The 22024-nt window shown below is 64.3% G+C and carries 14 protein-coding genes; 1 reads left to right on the forward strand and 13 read right to left on the reverse strand.

Annotated features, from left to right (window positions below):
- Positions 1 to 50 precede the first annotated feature (50 nt).
- The 10 genes from U873_RS0115130 to U873_RS0115175 form a co-directional block, all read right to left on the reverse strand.
- Positions 51 to 3089 carry an autotransporter domain-containing protein gene (locus U873_RS0115130; RefSeq protein WP_029978418.1) on the reverse strand — a complete coding sequence of 1013 codons (3039 nt, stop codon included), beginning with the start codon at positions 3087 to 3089 and terminating at the stop codon, positions 51 to 53.
- A 133-nt stretch (positions 3090 to 3222) separates the two neighbouring features.
- Positions 3223 to 6210: an autotransporter serine protease gene (locus U873_RS0115135; RefSeq protein ID WP_025129066.1), complete on the reverse strand. Its 2988-nt coding sequence runs from the start codon at positions 6208 to 6210 to the stop codon at positions 3223 to 3225.
- Between the two features lie 194 nt (positions 6211 to 6404).
- Positions 6405 to 8090 (reverse strand): polyurethanase, encoded by a 1686-nt coding sequence (locus U873_RS0115140; protein ID WP_025129067.1) that lies wholly within the window; start codon positions 8088 to 8090, stop codon positions 6405 to 6407.
- Between the two features lie 49 nt (positions 8091 to 8139).
- The gene (locus U873_RS0115145) at positions 8140 to 9489 is read right to left on the reverse strand and encodes a TolC family outer membrane protein (protein ID WP_025129068.1); all 1350 of its coding nucleotides are present in this window, start codon (positions 9487 to 9489) and stop codon (positions 8140 to 8142) included.
- A 14-nt stretch (positions 9490 to 9503) separates the two neighbouring features.
- Positions 9504 to 10820, reverse strand: a complete 1317-nt coding sequence (locus U873_RS0115150; protein WP_371261313.1) for an HlyD family type I secretion periplasmic adaptor subunit — start codon at positions 10818 to 10820, stop codon at positions 9504 to 9506.
- Positions 10821 to 10834: 14 nt separating this feature from the next.
- Positions 10835 to 12661, reverse strand: a complete 1827-nt coding sequence (locus U873_RS0115155; protein ID WP_025129070.1) for a type I secretion system permease/ATPase — start codon at positions 12659 to 12661, stop codon at positions 10835 to 10837.
- 209 nt (positions 12662 to 12870) lie between these two features.
- Entirely contained in the window at positions 12871 to 13257 is a 387-nt protein-coding gene (locus tag U873_RS0115160; protein ID WP_025129071.1) for an AprI/Inh family metalloprotease inhibitor, read from the reverse strand.
- 93 nt (positions 13258 to 13350) lie between these two features.
- On the reverse strand, positions 13351 to 14799 hold the full coding sequence (locus U873_RS0115165; protein ID WP_025129072.1) for a serralysin family metalloprotease: 1449 nt from the start codon (positions 14797 to 14799) through the stop codon (positions 13351 to 13353).
- 299 nt (positions 14800 to 15098) lie between these two features.
- Positions 15099 to 16199 carry a P1 family peptidase gene (locus U873_RS0115170; RefSeq protein WP_025129073.1) on the reverse strand — a complete coding sequence of 367 codons (1101 nt, stop codon included), beginning with the start codon at positions 16197 to 16199 and terminating at the stop codon, positions 15099 to 15101.
- Between the two features lie 9 nt (positions 16200 to 16208).
- Positions 16209 to 17573, reverse strand: a complete 1365-nt coding sequence (locus U873_RS0115175; protein WP_025129074.1) for an APC family permease — start codon at positions 17571 to 17573, stop codon at positions 16209 to 16211.
- Between the two features lie 204 nt (positions 17574 to 17777).
- Here U873_RS0115175 and U873_RS0115180 point away from each other — a divergent pair, with 204 nt between their 5' ends.
- Positions 17778 to 18581 (forward strand): helix-turn-helix transcriptional regulator, encoded by an 804-nt coding sequence (locus U873_RS0115180; protein ID WP_025129075.1) that lies wholly within the window; start codon positions 17778 to 17780, stop codon positions 18579 to 18581.
- 262 nt (positions 18582 to 18843) lie between these two features.
- Here U873_RS0115180 and feaR read toward each other — a convergent pair whose 3' ends face one another.
- From feaR to U873_RS0115195, 3 genes are all read right to left on the reverse strand, one after another.
- The gene (gene feaR, locus U873_RS0115185) at positions 18844 to 19782 is read right to left on the reverse strand and encodes a transcriptional regulator FeaR (protein ID WP_025129076.1); all 939 of its coding nucleotides are present in this window, start codon (positions 19780 to 19782) and stop codon (positions 18844 to 18846) included.
- Positions 19783 to 19931: 149 nt separating this feature from the next.
- Entirely contained in the window at positions 19932 to 20525 is a 594-nt protein-coding gene (locus tag U873_RS0115190) for a DUF3156 family protein (protein WP_025129077.1), read from the reverse strand.
- A complete protein-coding gene (locus U873_RS0115195; RefSeq protein WP_025129078.1) occupies positions 20491 to 22011 on the reverse strand; it encodes an APC family permease in 1521 nt (506 codons plus the stop codon). Before U873_RS0115195 ends, U873_RS0115190 begins: the two co-directional genes overlap by 35 nt.
- Between the last annotated feature and the right edge of the window lie 13 nt (positions 22012 to 22024).

The raw sequence follows: 22024 nt of genomic DNA on the forward strand, positions 1-22024 counted from the left end.
TTGCCAAGCCTGGGTGACGCGGTACAACACCTTTCAGCGGTGACGCGGCGTCAGAACGCCCAGTCCAGGGTCAAGCCGACCCCATGGCTCTTGTCCTTGCTGCCCAGCACACCGTTGTAATCCAGATTGACTCGGGGCGCACGCCCCAGGACCACCCCGGCACGTGCGCCGACCACTGCCGCATCACGTTCCAGGGACAGGCTCTGGACCTTGTACGCTCCCCCTCCCGCGGCAAAGGCCAGGTGCTGGTCGGAGCCGGTGCCACTCAGGTTGTGCTGCCAACCCAGGGTCGCGGACAACTCCAGTGCCTGTCCTTGCGCCAGCGCCAGGCGCTGGCCGGCACGCATGCCCAGGGTCGAGAGCCAGGCCTCGCGATGGTCATCCGAGCCTTTGAGTGCCGCAGCGCCGCCCTGTTCCTTGAAGGCGTCACTGGCGATATTGACGTAGGCCAGGTTAACGAAAGGTTCCAGGCGCCCTGGGCCCTGCTCGAACTGCCATGCCGCCTCACCGAACAGTTGGGCGCTGCGCGCATCGCGCTTGCTCTTCTGGCGGTCGGCGACCTCGGCGTACTGCAACTCGCGCTTGACCTCGATCCGGTGCCAGCTGTAGGAACCACCCAGGCTCAGGCGCAACGCCTCCTGTTGCCGACCCAGGTAGGTCCCCAGGTGATAGCTGTCGACCTTGGCCGAGGAATGAGTGCCGTCGCCCATGTTCAACGAACTGTCACTGTAGCCGGTGAAGAAGCCCAGGCGCGTGGCCTCGTCCACGGCGCCATCGATCCCCGCCAGCAAGCCGCCGATGGAGGTGCTGTAGCGTGCATGGTCGGCGTCGCCATCAGCCTTGCCCCAGGCGCCCAGGGTCTTCATCCAGACCCCGTTGTCCTGGCCCGTGCCTGCCGCCGCAGGCACCGCAGGCGACTGGCGCAGGCGTTCGCCCATGGCGTCGCGCAGGTAGCGGCTGTCTTTGATCAGCAGGCTGCTGATGGCCGGGTGAATCTCCCCGGACAATTGCTGGAAGGCTTGCTGGGCACTGGTTGCCGAAGGTGCCAGCAACAGGCTTTCGAACAGCGGATTGCCAGCCCCCAGTTGCTCGGTGGCGGCGCCCACGGCGCGCTGGTTCGGGGTCAGGCCGATGCTGCTGAAGGAAGTGGCGTTGCGCGCCACCGCCAGTTGCACGCCATTGGCCGCGTAATCCAGATCGCCCGTCAGGAACAGCGCGTTGGATTGCACCGCGCCGAAGCGCCCCTGGATACCGCCGGCCGCATCGATGATATCGAACTGGCGCCCCAGCAGGCTCGGCACGCTCTGCCGACTGAGCAAGCCCGCGCCGCCTTCGCCTTGCAGTTCCATGGACAACGTGGCGCCACCGAGCAGCGCCTGGCCGTCGGCAATCAGCCGATCGCTGCCACTCTGGGACACTTCCACCGCGTAGGTCGAGCCCGGCAGGAAGGTCACGTCGGAGGCGACATGCAGGGTGCCGACCGAGTTGCCCGGGGCCACGGTGGCACCGGCATTGACCGTCAGCCCGCCGACCCGGCCGCTACCACCGAGGATCCCGCCGTCATTGACGGTCACCGCCGACACCAGCGAGCCATTGACCGCCAGGCGCCCCTGGTTGACCAGGGTCGGGCCGGAATAGGTATTGCTGCCGCTGAGCACCAGGGTGCCGATGCCCTGCTTGGTCAGGCCGCCATGGCCACTGATGTCGTTGCTCCAGACATCCCGGCCGCAGCTGATGTCGTTGCAGCGCCGCTGGGTTGGCTTGCCCACGTCCACCAGGGCCCCCACCCCCGGCAGGTCAGCGACGAACTGGGTTGCGCCATAGGCACCGGGAACCCGCAGGTCCACGGGGATGTCCTGCTCGGCGACCAGCATGCCCGGGCCGTGGATGCCCTTGCCCAGGTCGATCATGCCCCAGCCGTACAGCGAATCGATGCCCGGTGCGCCCAGGTCGGTGGCGGTGGTGCGTAGCACGCTGGCGATCTGCGCCCCGCTCATGTAGGGAAAGCGCTCCATCAGCACCGCTGCGGCCCCCGCCGCGTGAGGGGCGGCCATCGAGGTGCCGTTCTTGTTGGCATAGCCCAGGGTCATGTTGTCCAGGTTCGTGCCACCGATCACCGAGCTGTAGATCCGTGTGCCGGGGGCCGAGACGCAGAAACTGGCGGTGTAGCCGCAGCGCGAGGAAAAGGTGCTGATGACATAGGGGTCGGCGCTGGCGGTATCGGGGTTCTGCTGCAACGCGGCGACGGTCAGCCAGTTGGGAGCGATCTCCGGGACGAAGTAGCCAAGGCCGGCAATGGCATCCGGGTTGTTCAGGTTGTAGTCGTTGCCGGCGGCGAAGATGGTCATCACCCCACTGCGGGCCGCGGCAATGGCGCCGTCGTAGGCGCCCCCCGGCAAGGTGCCCAGCAGCGGCTGGATCTGCGCGAACTGGGCCCGTGCATCCTCCAGGGTGAAGTGCGGGAACGCCGGGTCGCGGCCGCCCTTGTTGAAGCGGTCGGTGATGCCGATGCCCCAGCTGTTGTTGATGATCCGCGCGCCACTGGCCACCAGGCCATCCCAGCCGGCCTTGTACACCGCGCCGTCGTTGCCCAGGACGATGCCGTCTTCCGGGCCCGGGTCGCCGTTGTCGGCACTGATGATCTGCGCATCGTAAGCCACCCCGTGCATGGCCCCGCCATCGCGGCTGCCGCCGGCGATCCCGCCGACGTGGGTGCCATGGGAGCCGAGCTTGCCGTCCGAGCCCACGGACGGACTGCCGTCATAGCGAAAGGCGTCACCGGCTTTCACTGGGATATAGGGATCGGTGTACTGGCGGATGCCGCTGGTGATCAGGGTGATGACCTTGTCCGGCCCGACGAACTCCGGGTGCCGGGCATACACTGGCTGGTCGAAGATCCCCAGCTTGACGCCCTTGCCGCTGTAGCCGGCGGCATAGGCGCTGTCGGCATGAATGGCTCCCAGGCCCCAGTCCGCCTTGAACTCGGCGCTGCGCCAGCTGCTGGCGTCGCCAGCACGACCGGCTTCCACATAGGGCGCGGCCTGGGCCCCGCCGATCAGTGCCAAGCACCCCAGCAATGCCCGGCTCAGCGGGGTGCGTACCCCGCCCTGTCCTGCCTGCGCGCGATCCTTGCGTTTGACTCTCTTCACTACGACCTTCCTTAGTTGTGTTGGCAAATATCCCTGCGGCCAATCCCGCGCCGCTGTCGAGTTCAGTGGCGCCTCAGAAGCGCCACTCGAGATTGAGTCCTGCTCCATGCTGTTGCTGTCGACTGGCCAAGTGCCCCTGGTAGTCCAGGCTCAGGGACAGGTCCCGGGCCAGGGCCAGGCGTGCCTGGGCTCCGACCTGCGCAGCGTCGCGCACGGGCGCGGCGCTGTTCACCGCAAAGCCCTGGTCGCTGCCGGCAAAGGACAACGGTTCGCGGGCCTGGGCGCCATTCAGGCGGTGCTGCCAGCCCAGGCTCGCCGACAGTTCCAGGGCCTGTCCCGACGCCAGCCGCAGCTGCTGGCGACCACGCAGGCCGAGGGTGCCGAGCCAGGCATCGCGCTGGTCGCGGTCGCCCTCCAGGGCCGCGGCGGCGCCTTTCTCGTGGAAGGCATCCCGGTCCAGGTGCTGGTAGGCCAGGTTGACGAAAGGCTCCAGCACCAGGGGCGCCAGCGGCACGGCATAGGCCGCCTCGGCAAACACCTGGGTGCTGCGGGCATCGACCCGGGCCTTCTCCCGGCCGGACACATCGGCATAGGCCAGGTCGCGACGGACCTCGGCGCGATGCCAGCTATGGCTGGCGCCCAGGCTCAGGCGCAGCGCGTCCAGGTCGTGGCGGGCATAGGCCCCCAGGTGATAGCTGTCGACCTCGGCCTTGGCCCGGGTGCCGGCGCCCATGTGCAAGGCACTTTCGCTGTAGCCAGCCGCCAGGCCGATACGGGTCTGCTCGTCGAGGTCGCGGTCGATACCGGCCAGCATGCCGCCAAGAGAGCTGTCATAGGCAGTGGTGCCCTTGGCGCCCTCGACCCGCCCCCAGGCCCCCAGGCCCTTGATCCAGCCACTGGCAGTCGCCGGCTCCGCTCCCGCGTGCCCCAGGGCCGGGCGTTGCAGGCGTTCGCCCAGGGCATCGCGCAGCACCGAGCCCTGGCTGACCAGCATCGAACTCAGGGCCGGGTAGATCTCCCCGGACAATTGCTGCAGTGCACCCTGGGCCACCGCCGCCGAAGGCGACAGCAACAGGCTTTCATAGACCGGGTTGCCCGCCGCCAACTGTTCCACTGCAGCGCCGGTCGCGCGCTGGTTGGGGGTCAGGCCGACGCTGGCAAAGGAGGTCGCGTTGCGCATTACCTGCAACTGCACGCTGCTGGCCGAATAGTCGAGGGCTGTGCCAAGAAACAGCGATTCGGGCTGGGCACTGGAAAAACGCCCGACGACGCCACCTGCCGCTTGCAGGATGTCGTACTGGCGGCCAACCAGGCTCGGCACCTGCTGCGCGGCCAGCACATTCCCCCGAGGCTCGGGCACCAGGTCGACAGCGGCACCATTCAGGCTGGCCTGGCCCGTGGCGACGATTCGGTCGCTGGCACTCGGGGACAGCTCCAGCACATAGGTCGAGCCCGGCTGGAAGTCGACGTTCCCCGCCACATTCAAGGTGCCGATGGAGTTGCCCGGCGCCACCCGGGCACCGGCCGCAGCGCTGATTCCGGCGACCTGCCCGGAACCGCCCAGGGTGCCCCCGGCATTGACCCTGACCTCTGACGCCAGCGTGCCGTTGACCGCCAGCAAGCCGCCATTGACCGTGGTTGGACCGCGATAGCTGCTGTCGCCGCTGAGCACCAGCCAGCCGGCCCCGGACTTGACCAGGCTGCCCTGGTAGATCCGCGCCGCCGCTGCCGCATCGCGGGCCATGCCCAGGGCATAGTCGGTCTGCTCCTGCTGGCTGGCTCCCGGGCTCAGGCCATGCTCCCAGCCCCGGTCCTGCAGGGTCTGCCGCCAGGCCTGGCGTTCGGCGGCGTCCTCGGCCTGACGCTGGATAAGCGCCTGGTCCGAAAGGCCGTTACTCCAGACATCCCCTTGGCCGCGCCCCAGGTTGACGTCGAATTCGCCCAGCAGCTGCCCCGGCCCGTGCATCGCCCGCCGCAAATCCGGCACGCCCCAGCCCACCAGCGCACTGGGCCCCTGGGTGGGCGAGCCGTCGAGCTGCCGGGCGGTGGTCAGCAGTACTTGCAGGGCCTGCTGGTTGTCCAGGTAGGGATAACGCTCCATCACCAGGGCCAGGGCGCCGGTGGCATGGGGCGCAGCCATGGACGTACCGTTGTAGGTGGCGTAGCCGCCGCCGGGCACGGTGCTGGTGATGGCGGCGCCGGGCGTGGCCAGGCACCAGTACTTGGCGATGCCGCACTGGTTGTATTTCTGCTGGTTGTTCTTGTCCAGCCCCGAGACCGCCAGCCAGTGGCCTTCCAGTTCCGGCTGAAAATACGGCAGGGCCGAACGCACGCTGGCATTGGCATAGCCGCTGTTGCCGGCACTGAAGACATTGATCACCCCGCGGCGCGAAACCTCGGCGGCGGCATCGAGCCAGGTGCCCTGTTGGAAATGCTGGGCGTAGGCTGCCCGCAGGCCGTCCAGGGTCTGGTAGCTGACATCCTTGGGCTGGCTGCCCCAGCTGTTGTTGATGACCCGCGCCCCGGCCTCGGCCAGGGCGCCGTACACCGCCTTGAAATACTGCGGGTCGGGGCTGGGGCCGAACAGGAAACTGTCGTTGTGATTGGTATTGCCTACATACACCTGGGCGTTGAAGGCCACGCCGTGCATGCCGTTACCGTCGCGGGCCGCGCCCATGGTGCCGGTGACGTGGGTGCCGTGGCTGTCATTGGCGCCATTGAGCACCCCGGAGACGCTGAACGGCTTGCCATCCCGATCGTTTCCCGTGGCGGTGAGCGGATGAAAGCGTGTGGAACTGGCCTCGGGATGGGCGGCATCGAACCCCGAGTCCAGGGCGCCGATCTTCACTCCTGCACCGCTGTAGCCGGCGGCATAGGCCTGGTTTGCCTGCATCCGTTCCAGGCCCCAGTCCTGCAGGTATTCGGCGGAGCGCCAACTGGCAGGGTCCCCCAGCCGTCCGCTGTCCTGATAGGTGGCCTGGGCCGGCAACGGCAGTCCTGTGGCAAATGCCAGGCACAGGGTGCCCGTCAGCGCCTTGAGCTGATCGCACTTCACATCCATGTTGATGACTTCTCGATTTTTGTTGTTGTTGGACCGTCCTTCCGGGACCGATCGTTGTGTCGCCTGTTACCGCCTGGGGCCGGGGCCCGTCCTCTGGTTTTCCTGCTTGTTGGGCCCGGGGAGTGAAGCGCCCTCCCCGGACACTGCCGTCAACGCCACGGCGCCCTTCAAGGACGCCGCGCCTGCTGCTTGCCTCAGGCGAACACGATGCCCGAGCCGTTCAGGCCGTCGAGGCCGACCCCCACCAGGGTCACCGAGAACTCGCCGACACTGAGCAGGGTGTCGTTGCCGTTCTGCGACAGGTGCTGGCTGTAGTCGTATTGCCCATCGACACCCGGCACGCCCATGAACACCAGCTTGTCGGTGTTCTGATAACCGTGGATCAGGTCCAGGCCGAAATTGCCGCTGAACAGGAAGGTATTGGCCCCGCCGCCGGTGGAGTGCATCACGTCGTTGCCGCTGCCACCGACAAAGGTCACGTTGGCCTTGTCGCTGCTCAGCAGGTCGTCGCCGCCATGGCCGAACAGCCAGTCGCCATCGACGCTGGCCACCAGGGAGTTGCCATAGGCATCGCCGTTCAGCGAGTGGTTGTAGGCGGTCCACTGGTTGCCATTCTGCAGGCCGGCGTCGGTCACGCTGTAGGTCACGTCCTTGCCGAACCACTGCCAGAAGTTGCCGGCCTCGTGGCTGACCAGGGCGCCGACGTCCCGGGTCATGCTGATGCCGCCGTAGGCGTCGCGGATGTACAGGGTGCCGTCGCCATCATTGGCAATGGAGAAGTTCTTCAGCGGCTGTTGCAGCTCCAGCACGTTATGGCCCTGCCCGCCATGGATGATGTTGTAGCCACCATCGTCGCGAAAGCGATCATCGCCGGCGCCACCGTCCAGGTAGTCGTTGCCCTTGCCGCCATGCAGCAGGTCGTTGCCCTGGGTGCCGATGATGAAGGTGCTGCCGCTGTGTTTCTCGGCATACAGGTTGAGGTCCTTGACCCAGACCTGATCGCGCTTGCCCTCCGACAGGTTGGAGATCACCACGGTGGAATCGCGGCTGGTCAGGTCATAGAAATCCGATTCGATCAGGCGGTTGAGGCCACCGGCATAGTCCACCGCGCTGTGGGCCGACCAGGACTGCGGATTGAGAATGCTCTGGGGAATCAGCTTGCCGAGGAACGACGAGTAGTGATCGGTGAAGCTGACGATGTTATTGGTCGCCGACTCCTGGGGCTTGTCGTGGGTGCCCAGGGACGAGGCGTTGAAATGTGTGCCGTCCAGGGCGCGGAACACTGGGTCGTTTTCATAGCCGATGTTCAGCACCTGAGGGCTGTTGGCGCTCTGGGTCGGCGAGGCGAAGGCCAGGTAGCTGGCGTCCTGATAGAAACCGCCCCAGTGCTCACCGCTCATCGCCGCCAGGCTGTTGACCCCCAGGCCACCCAGGCTGTGCCCGGTGACCAGCACATCGCTGCCGCTCAGGCCCTGGGCCGCGGCAAACGCCGCGACCTTGCCCAACAGGTTGTCGAAGGCCAGGCGGCTGTAGTTGTCGGCAAAGCCCGGCACGAAGGCGGCCTGCAGGTCGTTGATAGCGTCCTTCAGGCTGTCGGTGCCGCGAAAGCTGATGCCGATGGACAGCAACTGCCCGCTGGCGTCGTACTTGCCCAGCACCTCGACCTGGGCATCGCTGACGATCGCCTGCTCGCCGGAAATGGTGCCCTGGGCACTGACGTTGCCCTGGTAGCCCAGCTGGCTGGCGCTGATGGGGCGCCAGGCGGTGCCCGGCAGCGCCTCGCCGGTGGGTGCAGAGGCATACAGGGCCAAAGCGATGGCCTCGCTGTAGAGGGCCTTGCCGTCACCGCCAAGGGCGGTCTTGTAATCGAAGATACTCATGCTCGTTCCTCTTTTTTATTGTTCCTGAGCCTGCAGTCGGCAACGCTTCCTAAGGCTGCGCGCGCTGGCCGAAGGCCTCGTCGACCCTGGCCAGGTCTTCTTCGCGCAAAGTGCCGGCGTAATAGTGCAACTTGGTCCAGGCCATCAGGTAGTCATAGCGGGCCTGGGCCAGATCCCGCCGGGTGGTGTAGAGCTGCTGCTCGGCATTCAGCGCGTCGAGGTTGACCCGCTCGCCCCCGAGGATGCTCTGCTTGGTCGAAACCACCAGCGCCTCGGCCGAGGCCAGGGCCTTCTGGTAGGCGCGCAACTTGCTCACACCTGATAGACAGGCACTGAACTGGCGGCGGAGTTCAATCAGGGTTTCCCGGGTCTTGCCGTCCAGCTCGTACTCGGCCTGCTCCATGGAGCGGCTGGCCTGACGGGTAGAGGCTGAAACCCCACCACCGGCGTACAACGGCAGGCTGACCTCGATACCCAGGGTGTTGGTGTCGTAGCGCTGGTTGTAGGTGTTGCCGCTTTCCGATTCGTTCTGGCGCATGGTGGCGTAGGCACTGAGCTTGGGCAGGTGTCCGGCGCGGTTGCGCTCCACTTCATAGCGCGCCACTTCCACGCGCTGGCGCTGAGAAGCCAGCACCGGGTTGTTGCTCAGGGCCATCTCATGCCAGGTGTCGTAGTTGGCCGGAATCAGGGAGAACGACTGGAAGTCGGCCTGCAACGGGTCCAGGTCACCCACGTCGATGCTCGGCACGCCGATCAGGGCCCCCAGCTCGCGCAAGGCTGCGTCCTGTTCGTCCCGGGCCTCGATCTCTTCGGCGGTGGCCAGCTCGTAGCGCGACTCGGCTTCGAGGATGTCGGTGCGGGTGCCCTCGCCCTGCTGGAACATGTGCCGGTTCTGTTGGAACTGCTGCTCGAAGGCCTTCTTCTTGGCCTGGGCGATGTCGATCTGGTCCTGGGCGAACAGGGCCTTGGTGTAATAGCTCAACACCCGAACCAGCAACTCCTGGCTCTTGCTGCGAAAGTTCTCGTCGGCGAACAGCGACTGGGCCACGCCCTTGCGGTAGTTGGCATAGGCCTCGTAGTCGATCAGCGGCTGCTGCACGGTCAGGGACGAACCGTAGCTGTCGTAGTTGCGTTTTTCGCTCACAGTGCCGCGCACGGTGTCCAGGTAGGTGACCTTGGAGTTGTTGTGACCCTTGTTGTAGCTGTAGCCCACCTTGGGCAGCAGGCCTGCACGGCCGATGGCGCGGTTTTCCAGGCCGGCGTCGCGCTCCTTGATGGCCCCCAGGAACACCGGGTCATTGCGCAGCGCCTGCTCATAGATCTGGAACGGGCCCATGGCCTGGGCGCCCTGACAGGCAAACAGCGCCAAGGCCGCCGCGAGAATGGAAAGCTTACTCATACGACGCGACATCCTTATTCTTCGGTCAGTGCAGAGCCAGCCCGGTCAAGCAGAGGCTTGAACAGGTAATTGAGCAGCGAACGTTCGCCGGTACGTACGAACATCTCCGCCGGCATGCCGGGCTTGATCACCAATCCATTGAGCTTTTCCAGGGCCTGGTCGCTGACGCTGCTACGTAGTACGTAGTACGGCATCCCGGTCTTCTCATCGATCATTTGGTCGGCGGAAATCAGGCTGACCTCACCCGGCACCCGTGGCGTGCGGCTCTGGTTGAAAGCCGTGAAGAGGATGTCCACCGGCAGGTGGGGCCCGACCTTGTCCACCAGATTCACCGGCAACCGCCCTTCCACTTCCAGGTGCGTGCCCTGGGGCACGATCTCCAGCAGGGTCTCGCCCTGGCGTACCACCGCGCCTTCGGTGTGCACCCCCAGGTTGACCGCGATGCCGTCGGCGGTGGCGATGATCTCGCTGTGCTGCAAGTCGAAACCGGCGGAGGTCAGTTGCTGCTCCAGGGTCTGGGTCTTGAGCTGGGCTTCGGCCAACTGGCTGCGCACCTCCTTCTGATACTCCTCGTTGTGCTGGGACAGCTTGAGCCGCGACTCGACGATGCCCTGCTCGACCCGCCCGCTCTCCCCGGTGTTCTGTGCCAGCTCCTGCTGCACCTGGGACAGTTGGCGCTGGTACTCCAGCAGCCGGTTGCGCGGGATGTAGCCGTTGTCCGCCAGGGGCTGCAGGTTACTCAGCTGTTGGCGCAGGGACTCGGCCTGGCTGCTGAGATCGGTACGCGCCCGGCGCATTCCTGCCAGTTGCGCGGTGGCGCCTTCGATATTGGCGCGGATTCCCGCCTGCTCGCGATTGAACGCCTCGCGCCGGCTGCTGAACAACTGCCGCTGGCCTTCCAGCACCAGGGCCAGGCGCGGGTCATCGCTGTTGCTCAGCGCCACCGGAAAATCCACCTGCTTGAGGTTGTCGCGCTCACTGCGCCAGCGCGCCAGGCTGGCCATGGCCATGCGGTACTGGGCCTGCAGCGACTGCACATCGGCCGCCACCTGGGTCTGGTCCAGGCGGAACAGTGGCTGCCCCTGCTTCACCGCCTCGCCCTCGCGCACCAGGATCCGGCTGACCACGCCGCTGCTCATGGACTGCACCGCCTTGCGCTTGCCGGACACCACCACCGTGCCCTGCACCGGGATCCCCTGGTCCAGGGGCGCCATGGCCGCCCAGACGAAGAAACTGCCGGCGCCGGCCAGGGCCAGGATCCAGCCCATGCGGGCAAAGAAGCCGGCGTCCCGCTCAACCCGTTCCGGCGCGTAATCCTGTTCGATCATCATGTTGCCGTCCTTGCTCATGCGCCTGAATTCCGTGTCGGGGCCGAATACTGGCGGCTCATGCTCAAGCCACCGGGAGCCGCTGCTGCGGGCCTGTCCCTGGGCGCTTCCTGCGCCTGCCCTTGCCCTTGCCCTTGCCCTTGAGCCTGAGCTTGTGCCTGGGACTGGCCGCCAGCCAGCGACCTGAGCACTTCCTGGCTGGGGCCGAAGGCCTGCAAGCGACCGTCATTGAGCACCAGCAGCTTGTCGGCCAGGGCCAGTACCGAGGAACGATGAGTGACCAGCACCACCGTGGTGCCACGAGCCTTGAGCTGGGCAATGGCTGCCGCCAGGGCGCTTTCGCCCACGGTATCGAGGTTGGAATTGGGCTCGTCGAGCACCACCAGGCTCGGGTTGCCATACAGCGCACGGGCCAGGGCCACTCGCTGCTTCTGGCCGCCGGACAGGCCACTGCCGTCGTCCCCCAGCACCGTGTCGTAGCCCTGGGGCAGACGCAGGATCAGCTCGTGCACGCCAGCCATCTGCGCGGCCTGGACCACCTGTTGCGGATCAGCCTGGCGAAAGCGCGAAATGTTCTCGGCGATGCTGCCGGTGAACAGCTCGATGTCCTGGGGCAAGTAGCCGATATAGGGCCCCAGCTCATCGCGGTTCCAGCGATGGATGTCGGCGCCGTCCAGGCGTACCGTGCCCCCCAGGGTCGGCCACACGCCCACCAGCACCCGGGCCAGGGTCGACTTGCCGGAACCGGAAGCGCCGAGCACTCCCAGCACTTCACCGGCGTTGAGACTGAAGCTCACTTGCTGCAGGGTCGCGACCCGGCGCCCTGGAGGGCCGGCGCTGACCTGCTCGAAACTCACCTGCCCCTTGGGTGGTGGCAGCGACATGGCGCTGTCGCTGGGCGGGAACTCGCGCAACAGCGCATCGAGGCGCCCATAGGCCAGCTTGGCCGAGCTCCACTGCTTCCATACCGCGATCAACTGGTCGATGGGGCTCAACACCCGCCCCATGAGGATCGACCCGGCGATCATCATCCCGGCGGTCATGTCGCCCTTGATCACCAGCCAGGCGCCCAGCCCCAGCACCAGGGACTGCAGGCACAGGCGCAGGGTCTTGCTCAGGGAACTGATCACCGACCCGGTGTCGCTGGCCTGATTCTGCAGCCCGAGAAACCCCGAATGCACGGCGAACCAGCGCTTGCGCAACGCGCCGAGCATGCCCATTGCCTGGATGGTCTCGGCGTTGTGCAGGTGACTGGTGGCCAGCTGGGTGGATTTTTGCGAATAGCCGCTGGCCTCGCCCAAAGGCTTCTTGGTCATGGCCTCGTTCAGGTAGGCCAGGGCGATCAACAACACCGCACCCACGGTGGCGAACACCCCCAGCCAGACGTTGAAGGCGTAGATCACCAGCAGATAGATGGGGAACCAGGGAGCGTCGAAGAAGGCGAACAGCGCAGGCCCCGTGAGGAACTGGCGGATATGGGTCAGGTCGCCCAGGGACTGCCCGGCATGGCCTTCGCCCCGCGCCAGGTTGCGTTCGAACGCGGCCTGGTAGACCCGCAGGTTGAAGCGCCGCTCCAGCTGGCTGCCGATGCGGATCACGATAAAGCTGCGTACCACTTCCAGCAGGCCGATGAACACGAAAAAGCCCACCACCATCAGTGACAGCATCACCAGGGTGGTTTCATTCTGCGAAGACAGCACCCGGTCGTAGACCTGCAACATATAGATGGAAGGCACCAGCATCAGCACGTTGATCAATGCGGTGAAACAACCAACGCTGATCAGGATGCTCTTATATTCGCCCAGTGCCTTGAACAGCGGTGCAGGAGGAGTGTTCTTCACCATTTTTAACATTTTCCCTGAGCGGTTAATTCGTGCCCGGTAGCGATGAACCAATATAGTGCACAACTAACAAGCCACCCTCTTAGTTTATAAATCAGACGAACACGAACAATTCGGACAGCTGTATCCAACAGCAGCCCGAGCATGTTTACGTCGTTCAAGAGAGTGGCAATATACTGGCCGCCAACTTAATAGACGAACACCGAGGCCTATTAATTAGCCCCACGCTGTAAAACAATCAAGCCGTCGGCTTTCAAGCGTGCTTCATAGAGCCCGTCCTTCTGGCGGCTGAAGAAAATGACCTTCGAGCCTTCACGACCGGTGATGGCAATACCGTCGGGTTCAGGGAACCAGCCCACCGCGGTTTCACCGATCCACTGCGACAGGCAGTCGGCGCCGTCGCCCAGGGCCGCGTTCTGCAAAAGGTCCAGGGTGCAACCCTTGCCGGGATCGGCCGCTTGCTGCAACTGCCAGTGTCCAACCAGTTCCGAGGGGTCCGCCAAGCGCAGGCTGCTTGCCATGGTCATTGCTCCATAAAAGATCATCAGTGTCGCCAGCAGCCAACGGGCTGCCGTGCAACGCAAGGTGTGTGGGGTCATGGGGTGCTCCATCCGCCCGGTAGACTCGCTCAGCCCCGGGGTCAATGCAAGAACGCCGGGCCGCGCATCGGCGCAGCCCCGCGTCTACTTCACTCAGGCGACGATGTCAGTGACCGCTGCCTGGCCGATGGTGCTGACCAGGAAGTCCGCCACGCCATGCCCGGAGAAATCCACGGACAGGGTGCTGACGCCACCGGAGGTGGTGAGGATGGCATCGCCCGCCGCGCCGGTGAAGGCGTTGACGAAATGCAGCCCCGCACCCTTGGTGATCCCGGTCAGATCGATCTTGTCCAGGCCGCTGACAAAATCCATGATCTGATCGGCCGCACCCGGCTTGGAATCGGAACTGGCAGCGAACACGAAGGTGTCCGAGCCCGAGCCGCCCCAGAGCTTATCGGCCCCACCGGCACCGTAGATGATGTCGTTGCCGGCACCGCCACGCAGTTCGTTGGCGGCGTTGTTGCCGATCAGCAGGTCGTTGCCCGAACCGCCAATGGCGTTCTCCACGGTCACGCCCTGGGCAATGGACACGTTACCCACCATGCCGCCAACGTCGGAGAACGAGGCTTCATTGAGGTTGATCTTCTGGTTTTGGGTAAAACCGGAGAAGTCCAGGGTATCGTTGCCGCCACCGTCCCACACCGAGAACACCAGCTTGTCCGAAGACGAACTGGCGCTGTAGAAATCACGCCCGGTGTTGGAGTTGAAGCCGTAGGTGGTGTCGCCGGCACGGGTGGCGTAGTTGGCGCCGTAGAGCTTCTGGATGGCCGCGATATCGTCCATCAGCGGGCCGGACGAATAGGCTTCGACCCCGCCCTTGCTGAAGTTCTGGCTGGTATTGCTTTCACTCCAGTAGCTCATGACGCTGTAGCCACGGGTGTCCTGGCCGTAGGAGGCGTCCTTGTAGGTGGGATTGCCTTCGCCGGCGTTGTAGTCGCCAGGGTGAGCCAGGCCCAGGGTGTGACCGATCTCATGGGTCAGGGTCTGACGGCCATAGTTGTTCAGATCGGGGTTCTTGTTCTGGGTGTAACTGCTATTGATCAGGTACCACGACGTCCCGTCATACCCGGCACCGGTGCCTGGCAGATAGGCAAATGCCGCCGCGCCATCCTGGCCACCGCTGTAGTTGCCGAACGTCATGTGACCGTCGCCACCCGAGGCTTTCTCGGTGAAGACCACATTGGCCACATCGGCCCAGGACTGCATGGCCAGCACTGCCTGGGCCTTTTGCTGGGCGCTGAACTGGCTGAACCCGGAGATGCCATGCTTGTACATGGTGCTCGAGGAGGCCGAGGTCAGGAAGGTATAGGTCAGATCGATCTTGCCGTTGGCGTTCAGGTCCTTGTAGGCAGCACCGTCACGCAGCAATTGCGTGGCGGCCTGATCCACCGAGAACGACGGTTTGCCATTGACCGTGAGATTGCCGCCACGGTCGTACTGGTGGCTGAAGCTATTGATCTGGTTATACGCCGAACTTGCTGCCGCCAATGGCACCAGTTGTTGTTCGGCAGCATCAATAGCGTTCACTTTTACTTTCGACATAAACACACTTCCTTGTAATCAATGGAACAGTTTTTGTCAGATAGCGACAATCCCTGGCGAGATCGTCCTATCACTCGCCCTAAGCAGGCGCAAGAAAACTGACACAATTTGAAATCTGGCGTCCACTACTTTTTTGACGCCAAATTCCACTGTTCCGACGAACTCCAGCAAACAATGACCATACAGTCGAAAGATTCTTTTTCAACTGATTAACGGCAGCCATTGTCCGACAATCTACAATTTAATAATTAAATATCCATATAGACAGTTATGCCGACTGTGTCGCACTTCTTAGTCCGTCAACTTCTGTTCCAACCAGTTAGTTCCAATGCCTCGAGCAGCACTTGCGAGGTCAATGCCGGCACGTGCACCCCGTCGGCGCTGGTCATCGGCTCGCCGGCGAGCAGGGCGTTGATGATGGCCTCCTCCACCGCTTCGGCGGCAGCGCTGAACAAGGGCGAGATGTGATCGTTGTTGAGCATGGCCAGTGAAGTGCTGAATCCCAGGTCCTTGCGCGAATAATCCGCCGTGGGCAGGTCCCGGTTTCCCGTGGCAAAGGCCAGGAAGATATCGCCACTGGAATCCTCGGTGCCGCCTCCGGTGCGGGCAATGCCGATGGATGCACGCTGCGCCAGGCGCTGGCATTGATGGGGCAGCAAGGGCGCATCGGTGGCCAGGATCACCACGATCGACCCCATGCCCGGCGTGCCACGCTCGGCAAAGGGCGAGGCAATCGCTCCCAGGTGGCGCCCCACCGGGTAACCGTCGACCCGCAACTCCTCGCGCTTGCCATGATTGGCCTGGACCAGGGCACCGACGGTGTAGCCGCCCTGCTCCGCACTCAGGCGCCGCGAAGCGGTGCCGATGCCGCCCTTGAACTCGTGGCAGATCATCCCGGTGCCGCCGCCCACCGCCCCCTCGGTCACCGGACCGGATTCGGCCCGGGCCATGGCTTCGAGCACCTGTTGCGGGCCGACATGCTGGCCCCAGATGTCATTCAACAAGCCATCGTAAGTCTCCATCACCACCGGCATGCACCAGTACACCGCCGGGTCCTCCAGGGCCTCGCGCTCCAGGGCAATCAGCGTATCGCGCACCACGCCGACGCTGTGGGTATTGGTGATGGCCAGCGGCGTGGTCAGGGTGCCGGCCTCGCGAATCCACTCCAGCCCCGTGGCGTCGCCATTACCGTTGAGTACATGGCAACCGGCAAAACAGGGTTGCTGCCGAGCATGCCCGTCCCGGGGCTGGATCAACGTGACCCCGGTGCGTACCTGCTTGCCTGCCAGCGTGGTGTTCAGGGTGCTGTGCCCTACCCGCACCCCCGGAACATCGGTGATCGCATTGAACGGGCCCGGTGTCCCCAAGCCCAGGCTGATGCCCAATTGACGTGCTCGCATAACCACTCCTTACAATTTCTGGAACGCCGGGCTGTACCGGCCGTTAGTGCCATAGAGGATCACCGACAGCGCCAGCAGGCCGATAATCACCATGATGTCCCGCAGCGACGCCTCAAGAAACAGATTGATCAACAGATACCCCGCCCCGAGCACCGCCAGCAGCGCCGGCAACGGCCACAGCGGCATGCGATACGGGTGCTCGCGATCACGCAGCAGTATCCGGCTCATCAGCGCACTGAGGGCCACGATCAGGTACACCAGCATGATCAGCAGCACGCTGAAGGACGTCAGGTCCGCCAGGTTGGAACTGAAGCTGAGCACCGCCGAGGGAATCGCCAGGAACAGCGTCGCCAACCAGGGCGAATCCCAGCGCGGGTGAATCCGAGTGAACAGGCGGTTGATGGTTGGCGTCCACAGAGCGTCGCGACCACTGCTGAACACCACCCGACCGATCTGGATGACGATGGCGACAATGGCGTTGAACACCGACAGGAAGATCCCGGCACTGACCACCCGGGCCAGGGTTTCATTGCCATGGCTGGTCAACAGGTAGCCGATGGGGTCGGGGCTGGCGAGCATCGCACTGAGCGATGGCGCGCCTATCAGCAAGGCAGTAATCGGCACCAGCTCGATGATCACCACCAGCGCCAGAGACCAGAGCACCGCCTTGTGCACGCCTCGCCCCCGGCACTTCATGTCTTCGGCCAGCAGCACCGCCGGCCCATAGCCGTTGTAGGAAAACAGGCCAATGCCCACGGCGCCGATCACCAGCGCCCAGGGTGCCATCTGCAACACGCCGTGATCGACAATCTGCGGTTGCAGAAGGATGCTGATCGGCTGCGCCGCGTTGCCGAACCCCAGCCAGACGATCACCAGCAGTGCCGCAATCTCCAGCAACAGGCAGGTCCCGGTGATCCAGGCGTTGAGCTTGATGTTGAGGATGCCCAGCAGGTAGCTGCAGACCACGATCACCAGAGCCACTGTCTGGGAGTCGAAATTCGTGCCCAGGGCGTTGTTCAGGTAGGTGGCGGCGCCAGTGGCCAGCACCGGCGGGATGAACAGCAGCATCACCAGCACCGTGAGGAAGGTGGCGTAGCCGGCCATGCCGCCGAACACCCGCTTGGCGTACACGTATTCGCCACCGGCGCTGTTGTGGGCCCGCCCCAGTTCGGCGTAGCAAAAGGCAAACATCAGCGCCAGCAGCCCGGCCATGACGAACGCCAGGAACACCCCGCTGCCGGCCTGATGGATGGCAAAGGGCGCGATCACGAATACCGAACTGGCAGGGGTCACGCCGGAAACCGTGATCGCCACCACATCGAACACACTCAAGGTTGGTTTCAGCGCACCGTCTGGCGCGGAGGGAGAGCTCATGTCGTTATCCTCGTGTTTATTGTTGGTTTGAGGCAGAAACGAAATTCATCGGGCGGTGTGTTCTGGGACACACTAGGTGGGGACCACTCTAGGCAGTCGGGGTGTGGCGACCAATTCCCCTATTGGAGTACTCCTCTTGACGGCAACCGGCAAATCGACGAAACCGTGCCAGGACACTTTCTACGGATCAACGGAGCAACGCCTGTGAGTAATCTGTTCAGGGAGGTCGGCCTGCACGCCGGCCTGGGTCGCACCCTCACACTGATCGGCCACCCGCGACTCTGGAAACAGCTGATCCTGTTGCTGCACCAGGCCACGCCGTTCGACAACGCCCTGGCGATTTTCTACCCGGTGGATGGGCCGCCCCGGGCCCTGGAGGAATATGACGCGGAACCCAGCAGCAAACCGGCGTCGATGCTCACCTACCTGAACGGCCTGTACCTGCTGGATCCGTTTTTCCAGGCCTGCCGCGAGGGCTACCCCAGTGGCTTGTACCGCCTGGAGGAAGTGGCCCCGGATCACTTTCGCCAGAGCGAATACTTCCTCAGCTACTTCCACGACAACGTGCTGGAAGATGAAGTGCAGTTCATCCTGCAACTGCCCGATAGCGGCACCCTGTCCCTGTCATTGGGCCGGCAGCGGGTGTTCAACAGCGATGAAATCGGCCAGCTCACGACCTTTGCCGCCTGGGTGCTGCCGCTGATGCAACAGCATTGGCAACACAGCCAGATACGGCCCCAGACCCCGGTGGCCGAGGAAATGGCCAGCCAGATTCGCGACGCCCTGAGCCATTTCGGCAGTGCCGTGCTCTCGGACCGTGAGCTGGAGATCGCCCGGCTGATCCTCCGCGGGTTCTCTTCCAAAGCCATGGCTGAACGCTTGAAGATCTCGCCCGACACCATCAAGGTGCACCGCCGGCACCTCTACGCCAAGCTGGATATCTCCAGCCAGCCCGAGTTGTTTTCGCTGTTCATCCAGTCCCTGGGGCATGACCTGGAAAACCCCTGAAACCCTTGCACTGCGTGCTGTTGCCTGTCGTTTCGGGTTTCTGCGTTTTTGCCTTCCTGCCTGCGTGCGGACTTGCCCGCCTGTCTACTTACCTCCTGCATGCCTACCTGTTCCTCCTGCATGCCTGCCCGTTCCTACGGCATGCCTGCCGTAGGAGCTGGCTTGCCAGCGAAGGCGCCCTCGGGAGCAATACAACGTTCAAGGGCCTCTTCGCCGGCGAGCCGGCTCCTACAGGGTCAGCAGAGGTATCGAAGTCCGGCTCCTACGCGTTCAGGGAGCGGGCACGATAATCCCGGGGCGACTGTTCGAAATGTTTCTTGAAGGTCCGGCTGAAGTGCGCCGAATCGGTGAAACCCCATTTGAAGGCGATGTCGGTGATCGACTCGTTGCGCAGGTGTGGGTTGCTCAGGTCCGCAGCGCTGCGCTTGAGCCGCGCGCGCTGGATGAAGCGACAGACGCTGTCCCCCTGCTCTTCGAACAATCGGTACAGCTGGCGCACCGAGATGTTCAACTGACCGGCCAGGGACACCGGGGTCAGGCCCGGCTCGTTGAGGGATTGCTGGATCAACTGCCGGGCCTGATCCTGCAAGCCGCTGCCATGCAGGCGCTGGTCAAAGCCGTCCAGGGTGCCGATGGTCTGGCGCAGGGTAGGACCAAGCAGGGCAATCAACGCTTCCTGCAAGGCCTGACCTTCCTGCTGGGCGGCGCAGCCCTGCAGTTCGCCGGCACAGACCTGCTCCACCAGCAGGCGCATCAGGCGACCGCTGGCGCAGTTCTGCGACAGCTTGCCGAACTTGCGCTGCTGGGCCGGCAGGTGGCGATAGACCTCTTCCCGGCACAGGTGGAACGAGGCGTGCTCGATCAGACCGTGGGGCACGATCTCGCAGGCCCCGGCGGAATCCAGCAGGGCCATGTCGCCAGGTGCCAGTTCGACACTCTCCCCGCCCTGGCTCAATCGTGCGTGGCCACTGCGCTGGATGATCAGGAAGCAATGGCGATCGTCCTCCTGGTCGACCTTGGTGCCCTGCCGGGAAATCAGCCCGGCGTTGGTGCGGATCTGCGCCACTTCCAGGCCGGCGTAATCCTGCAGGCCCACTTCTCCGATGAACAAGGCAGGATTGCGCGCCGGACGGGCATCGAATCGACCGCAAACGCCCTGCAGGGCGCCTACCCAGGAACTGAAACTATGCGAAGCAAGCACTGTGCACCCCCAGAAGCCGGTTCAGACCGCCTTTGTTGTTATGGCGATATCATTAACATGTTATCTATTTGCCAGGCAAGGCGCCTGACAGCATGGATAGTCTGTTATGGCTTAAGCAGGGTGTATGCCAGTGCATACGGTTATGTCGGTCAGAATTCTCGCAGAAGGTTGTACAACTGGACGAAGCTGCCCAACAGCGCTGCTCGCTGCTCTGCGCTCAAGCGGATGTAGCGCCTGAACCCCGGCAAGCGGTTGACCACTTCGCTGGCGCCGAAATGCTCCAGGTGTATCTGCCAGCCCTGGTCGTCACGGCGCAGTTCCAGGCGCTTGAAGTCCAATGGCAGCAAGTGCCCCAGCAACTGCGGGTCGTTGCGCAGCCTTTGCAGCAACGGGTCCCATTCGCCAGCCTCACCGGCGAGCAGGCGCGCGGCAAGGCCCTGGCGGCGAATCGCCCCGGTGTGGCGCAGGCGAATGCGTGCCTGCCGGGACTGTTCGCACGGTACCTGTACGTGCCACTCGCACACCACGATGTGCATCAGGAACTGCGCCTGGGCGCGTTCCTGCACAACGAGTTCCAGGCCGCTTCGTGGGCAGCGGAACACCCCCTGCGCAGCACTGTGCTGTGTAAAATCAAGCCCGGCCAGGTCCCGGCGCACCTGCCCCAGGGTCACCCCCGGCCGATAGCCCGAAGGCGGCCGGTGCCAGAACTCAGAGAGGTTTAGTCGCCAGCTTGAAAGACTCATCAGACAGGTTCTCCCGGGAAGTGGCGGTTGCATCCGGCGCCAGGTTCAGGGCCTGTTCCAGGACCTCTTCCACCGGCACCGGGCGAAACGGATTGACCTTCTGCACCAGCAGGGTCCAGGCCAGGGCATACAGCGCGGTCAGCCCCAGCATGCTGCCGAACGGCACATAGATATCCCGCGGGTTCATCCCTGGTGGGGTAATGAACCACATGCCCAGCAGGATACCCACCGAGGACAGGATCTGCGGCAGCGGAAACCAGGGTGATTTATAGGCACGAGGCAGGTCTGGCCGGCGGATGCGCAACATCACCACCGACAGGGTGACCAGCAGGTAGGCGGTGCTCCAGGCACAGACCGCCGCCAGCACCAGATGCATGATGCTGTCAGTGCTGCCCCCCAGCCACCAGGCGTGCAGGCACGGGATCAGCACCGCCACGGCAATGCACAGCAGCGGCGTCTTGAAGCGCGGATGCAGGTAAGTGAAGACCTTGGGCAGCGCACCGTCCAGGGCCATGCCATAGAGAATCCGCGGCAACCCGGCCATCAGCGTATTGATGGTGGCCGCACCGGCGAACAGCAGGCCGATCCCCAGCCAGATGCGGCCAAAGGGCCCCATGATCTGCTCGGCGAAATGCGGGATGGCCATGGGCGTGTCCAGCAAGTGGACGCTGCCATCCTCGCTCAGGGCAAGGTTCTCCACCTGGCGCTTCATCGCCGCGCCATAGATGAACATGCACAGCGCCACGCCCACCAGCCCCAGGGCCATGGCGCGGGGAATGGTCCTCGCGGCCTTGCGCACGTCGGGAGCCAAGGGAGTAACGAACTCGCAGCCCACGAACATGAACATGGCCATGCCCACCAGGGACAGGATGGTCGGCAGATCGGTGCCCACCATCGAGGCCCCGAACCAGCCGTCCAGCTGCACCGCCGGCGCCTTGATCACCCCCAGCACGCCAAACACCATCAGCGTGATCCACATGCCGAAGGTCAGGATCACCTCGGCACGGCTGAAGGCAGTGATCCCCACGGCGTTCAGCAGGCCGAAGAACAGCACCAGCCCCACTCCCACCAGCCAGGCGCTGCCGCTTTGTTCCATGAGGGTATTGAGGGATTCGAAATTCACCAGGGCCATGATGCCGCTGAGGATGGTTTCCGCGGTCCCGGCGAACACATGCACGATCAGGTAGGCGGACAGGGTCCCGGTTATGGCGAAGAAGCGCCCCAGCCCGCAGGCCAGGTAGTCATAGACCGAACCGTTGGTGGGCAGCAGGCAGGCGGCTTCGGCAAAGGTAGTGGATTGCGCCAGCATCATCAGCAGGGCAATCAGCATTGCCACGGCGAATGCACCGCCGCCGATGCCAAAGCCAGTGGTGGCGGTGAGGATCACCGGGCTGGCCATGATCAGGCCCACGGCGCTGGCCAGCGCGGTAGGGAAACCGACGACACCCTGGTCCAGGTGGCGGCTGAGTCTGTCGTTGAGCGACATGGTGGCAAACCTC

The organism is Pseudomonas sp. PH1b (genome assembly GCF_000633395.1).
Taxonomy (GTDB): Bacteria; Pseudomonadota; Gammaproteobacteria; order Pseudomonadales; family Pseudomonadaceae; genus Aquipseudomonas.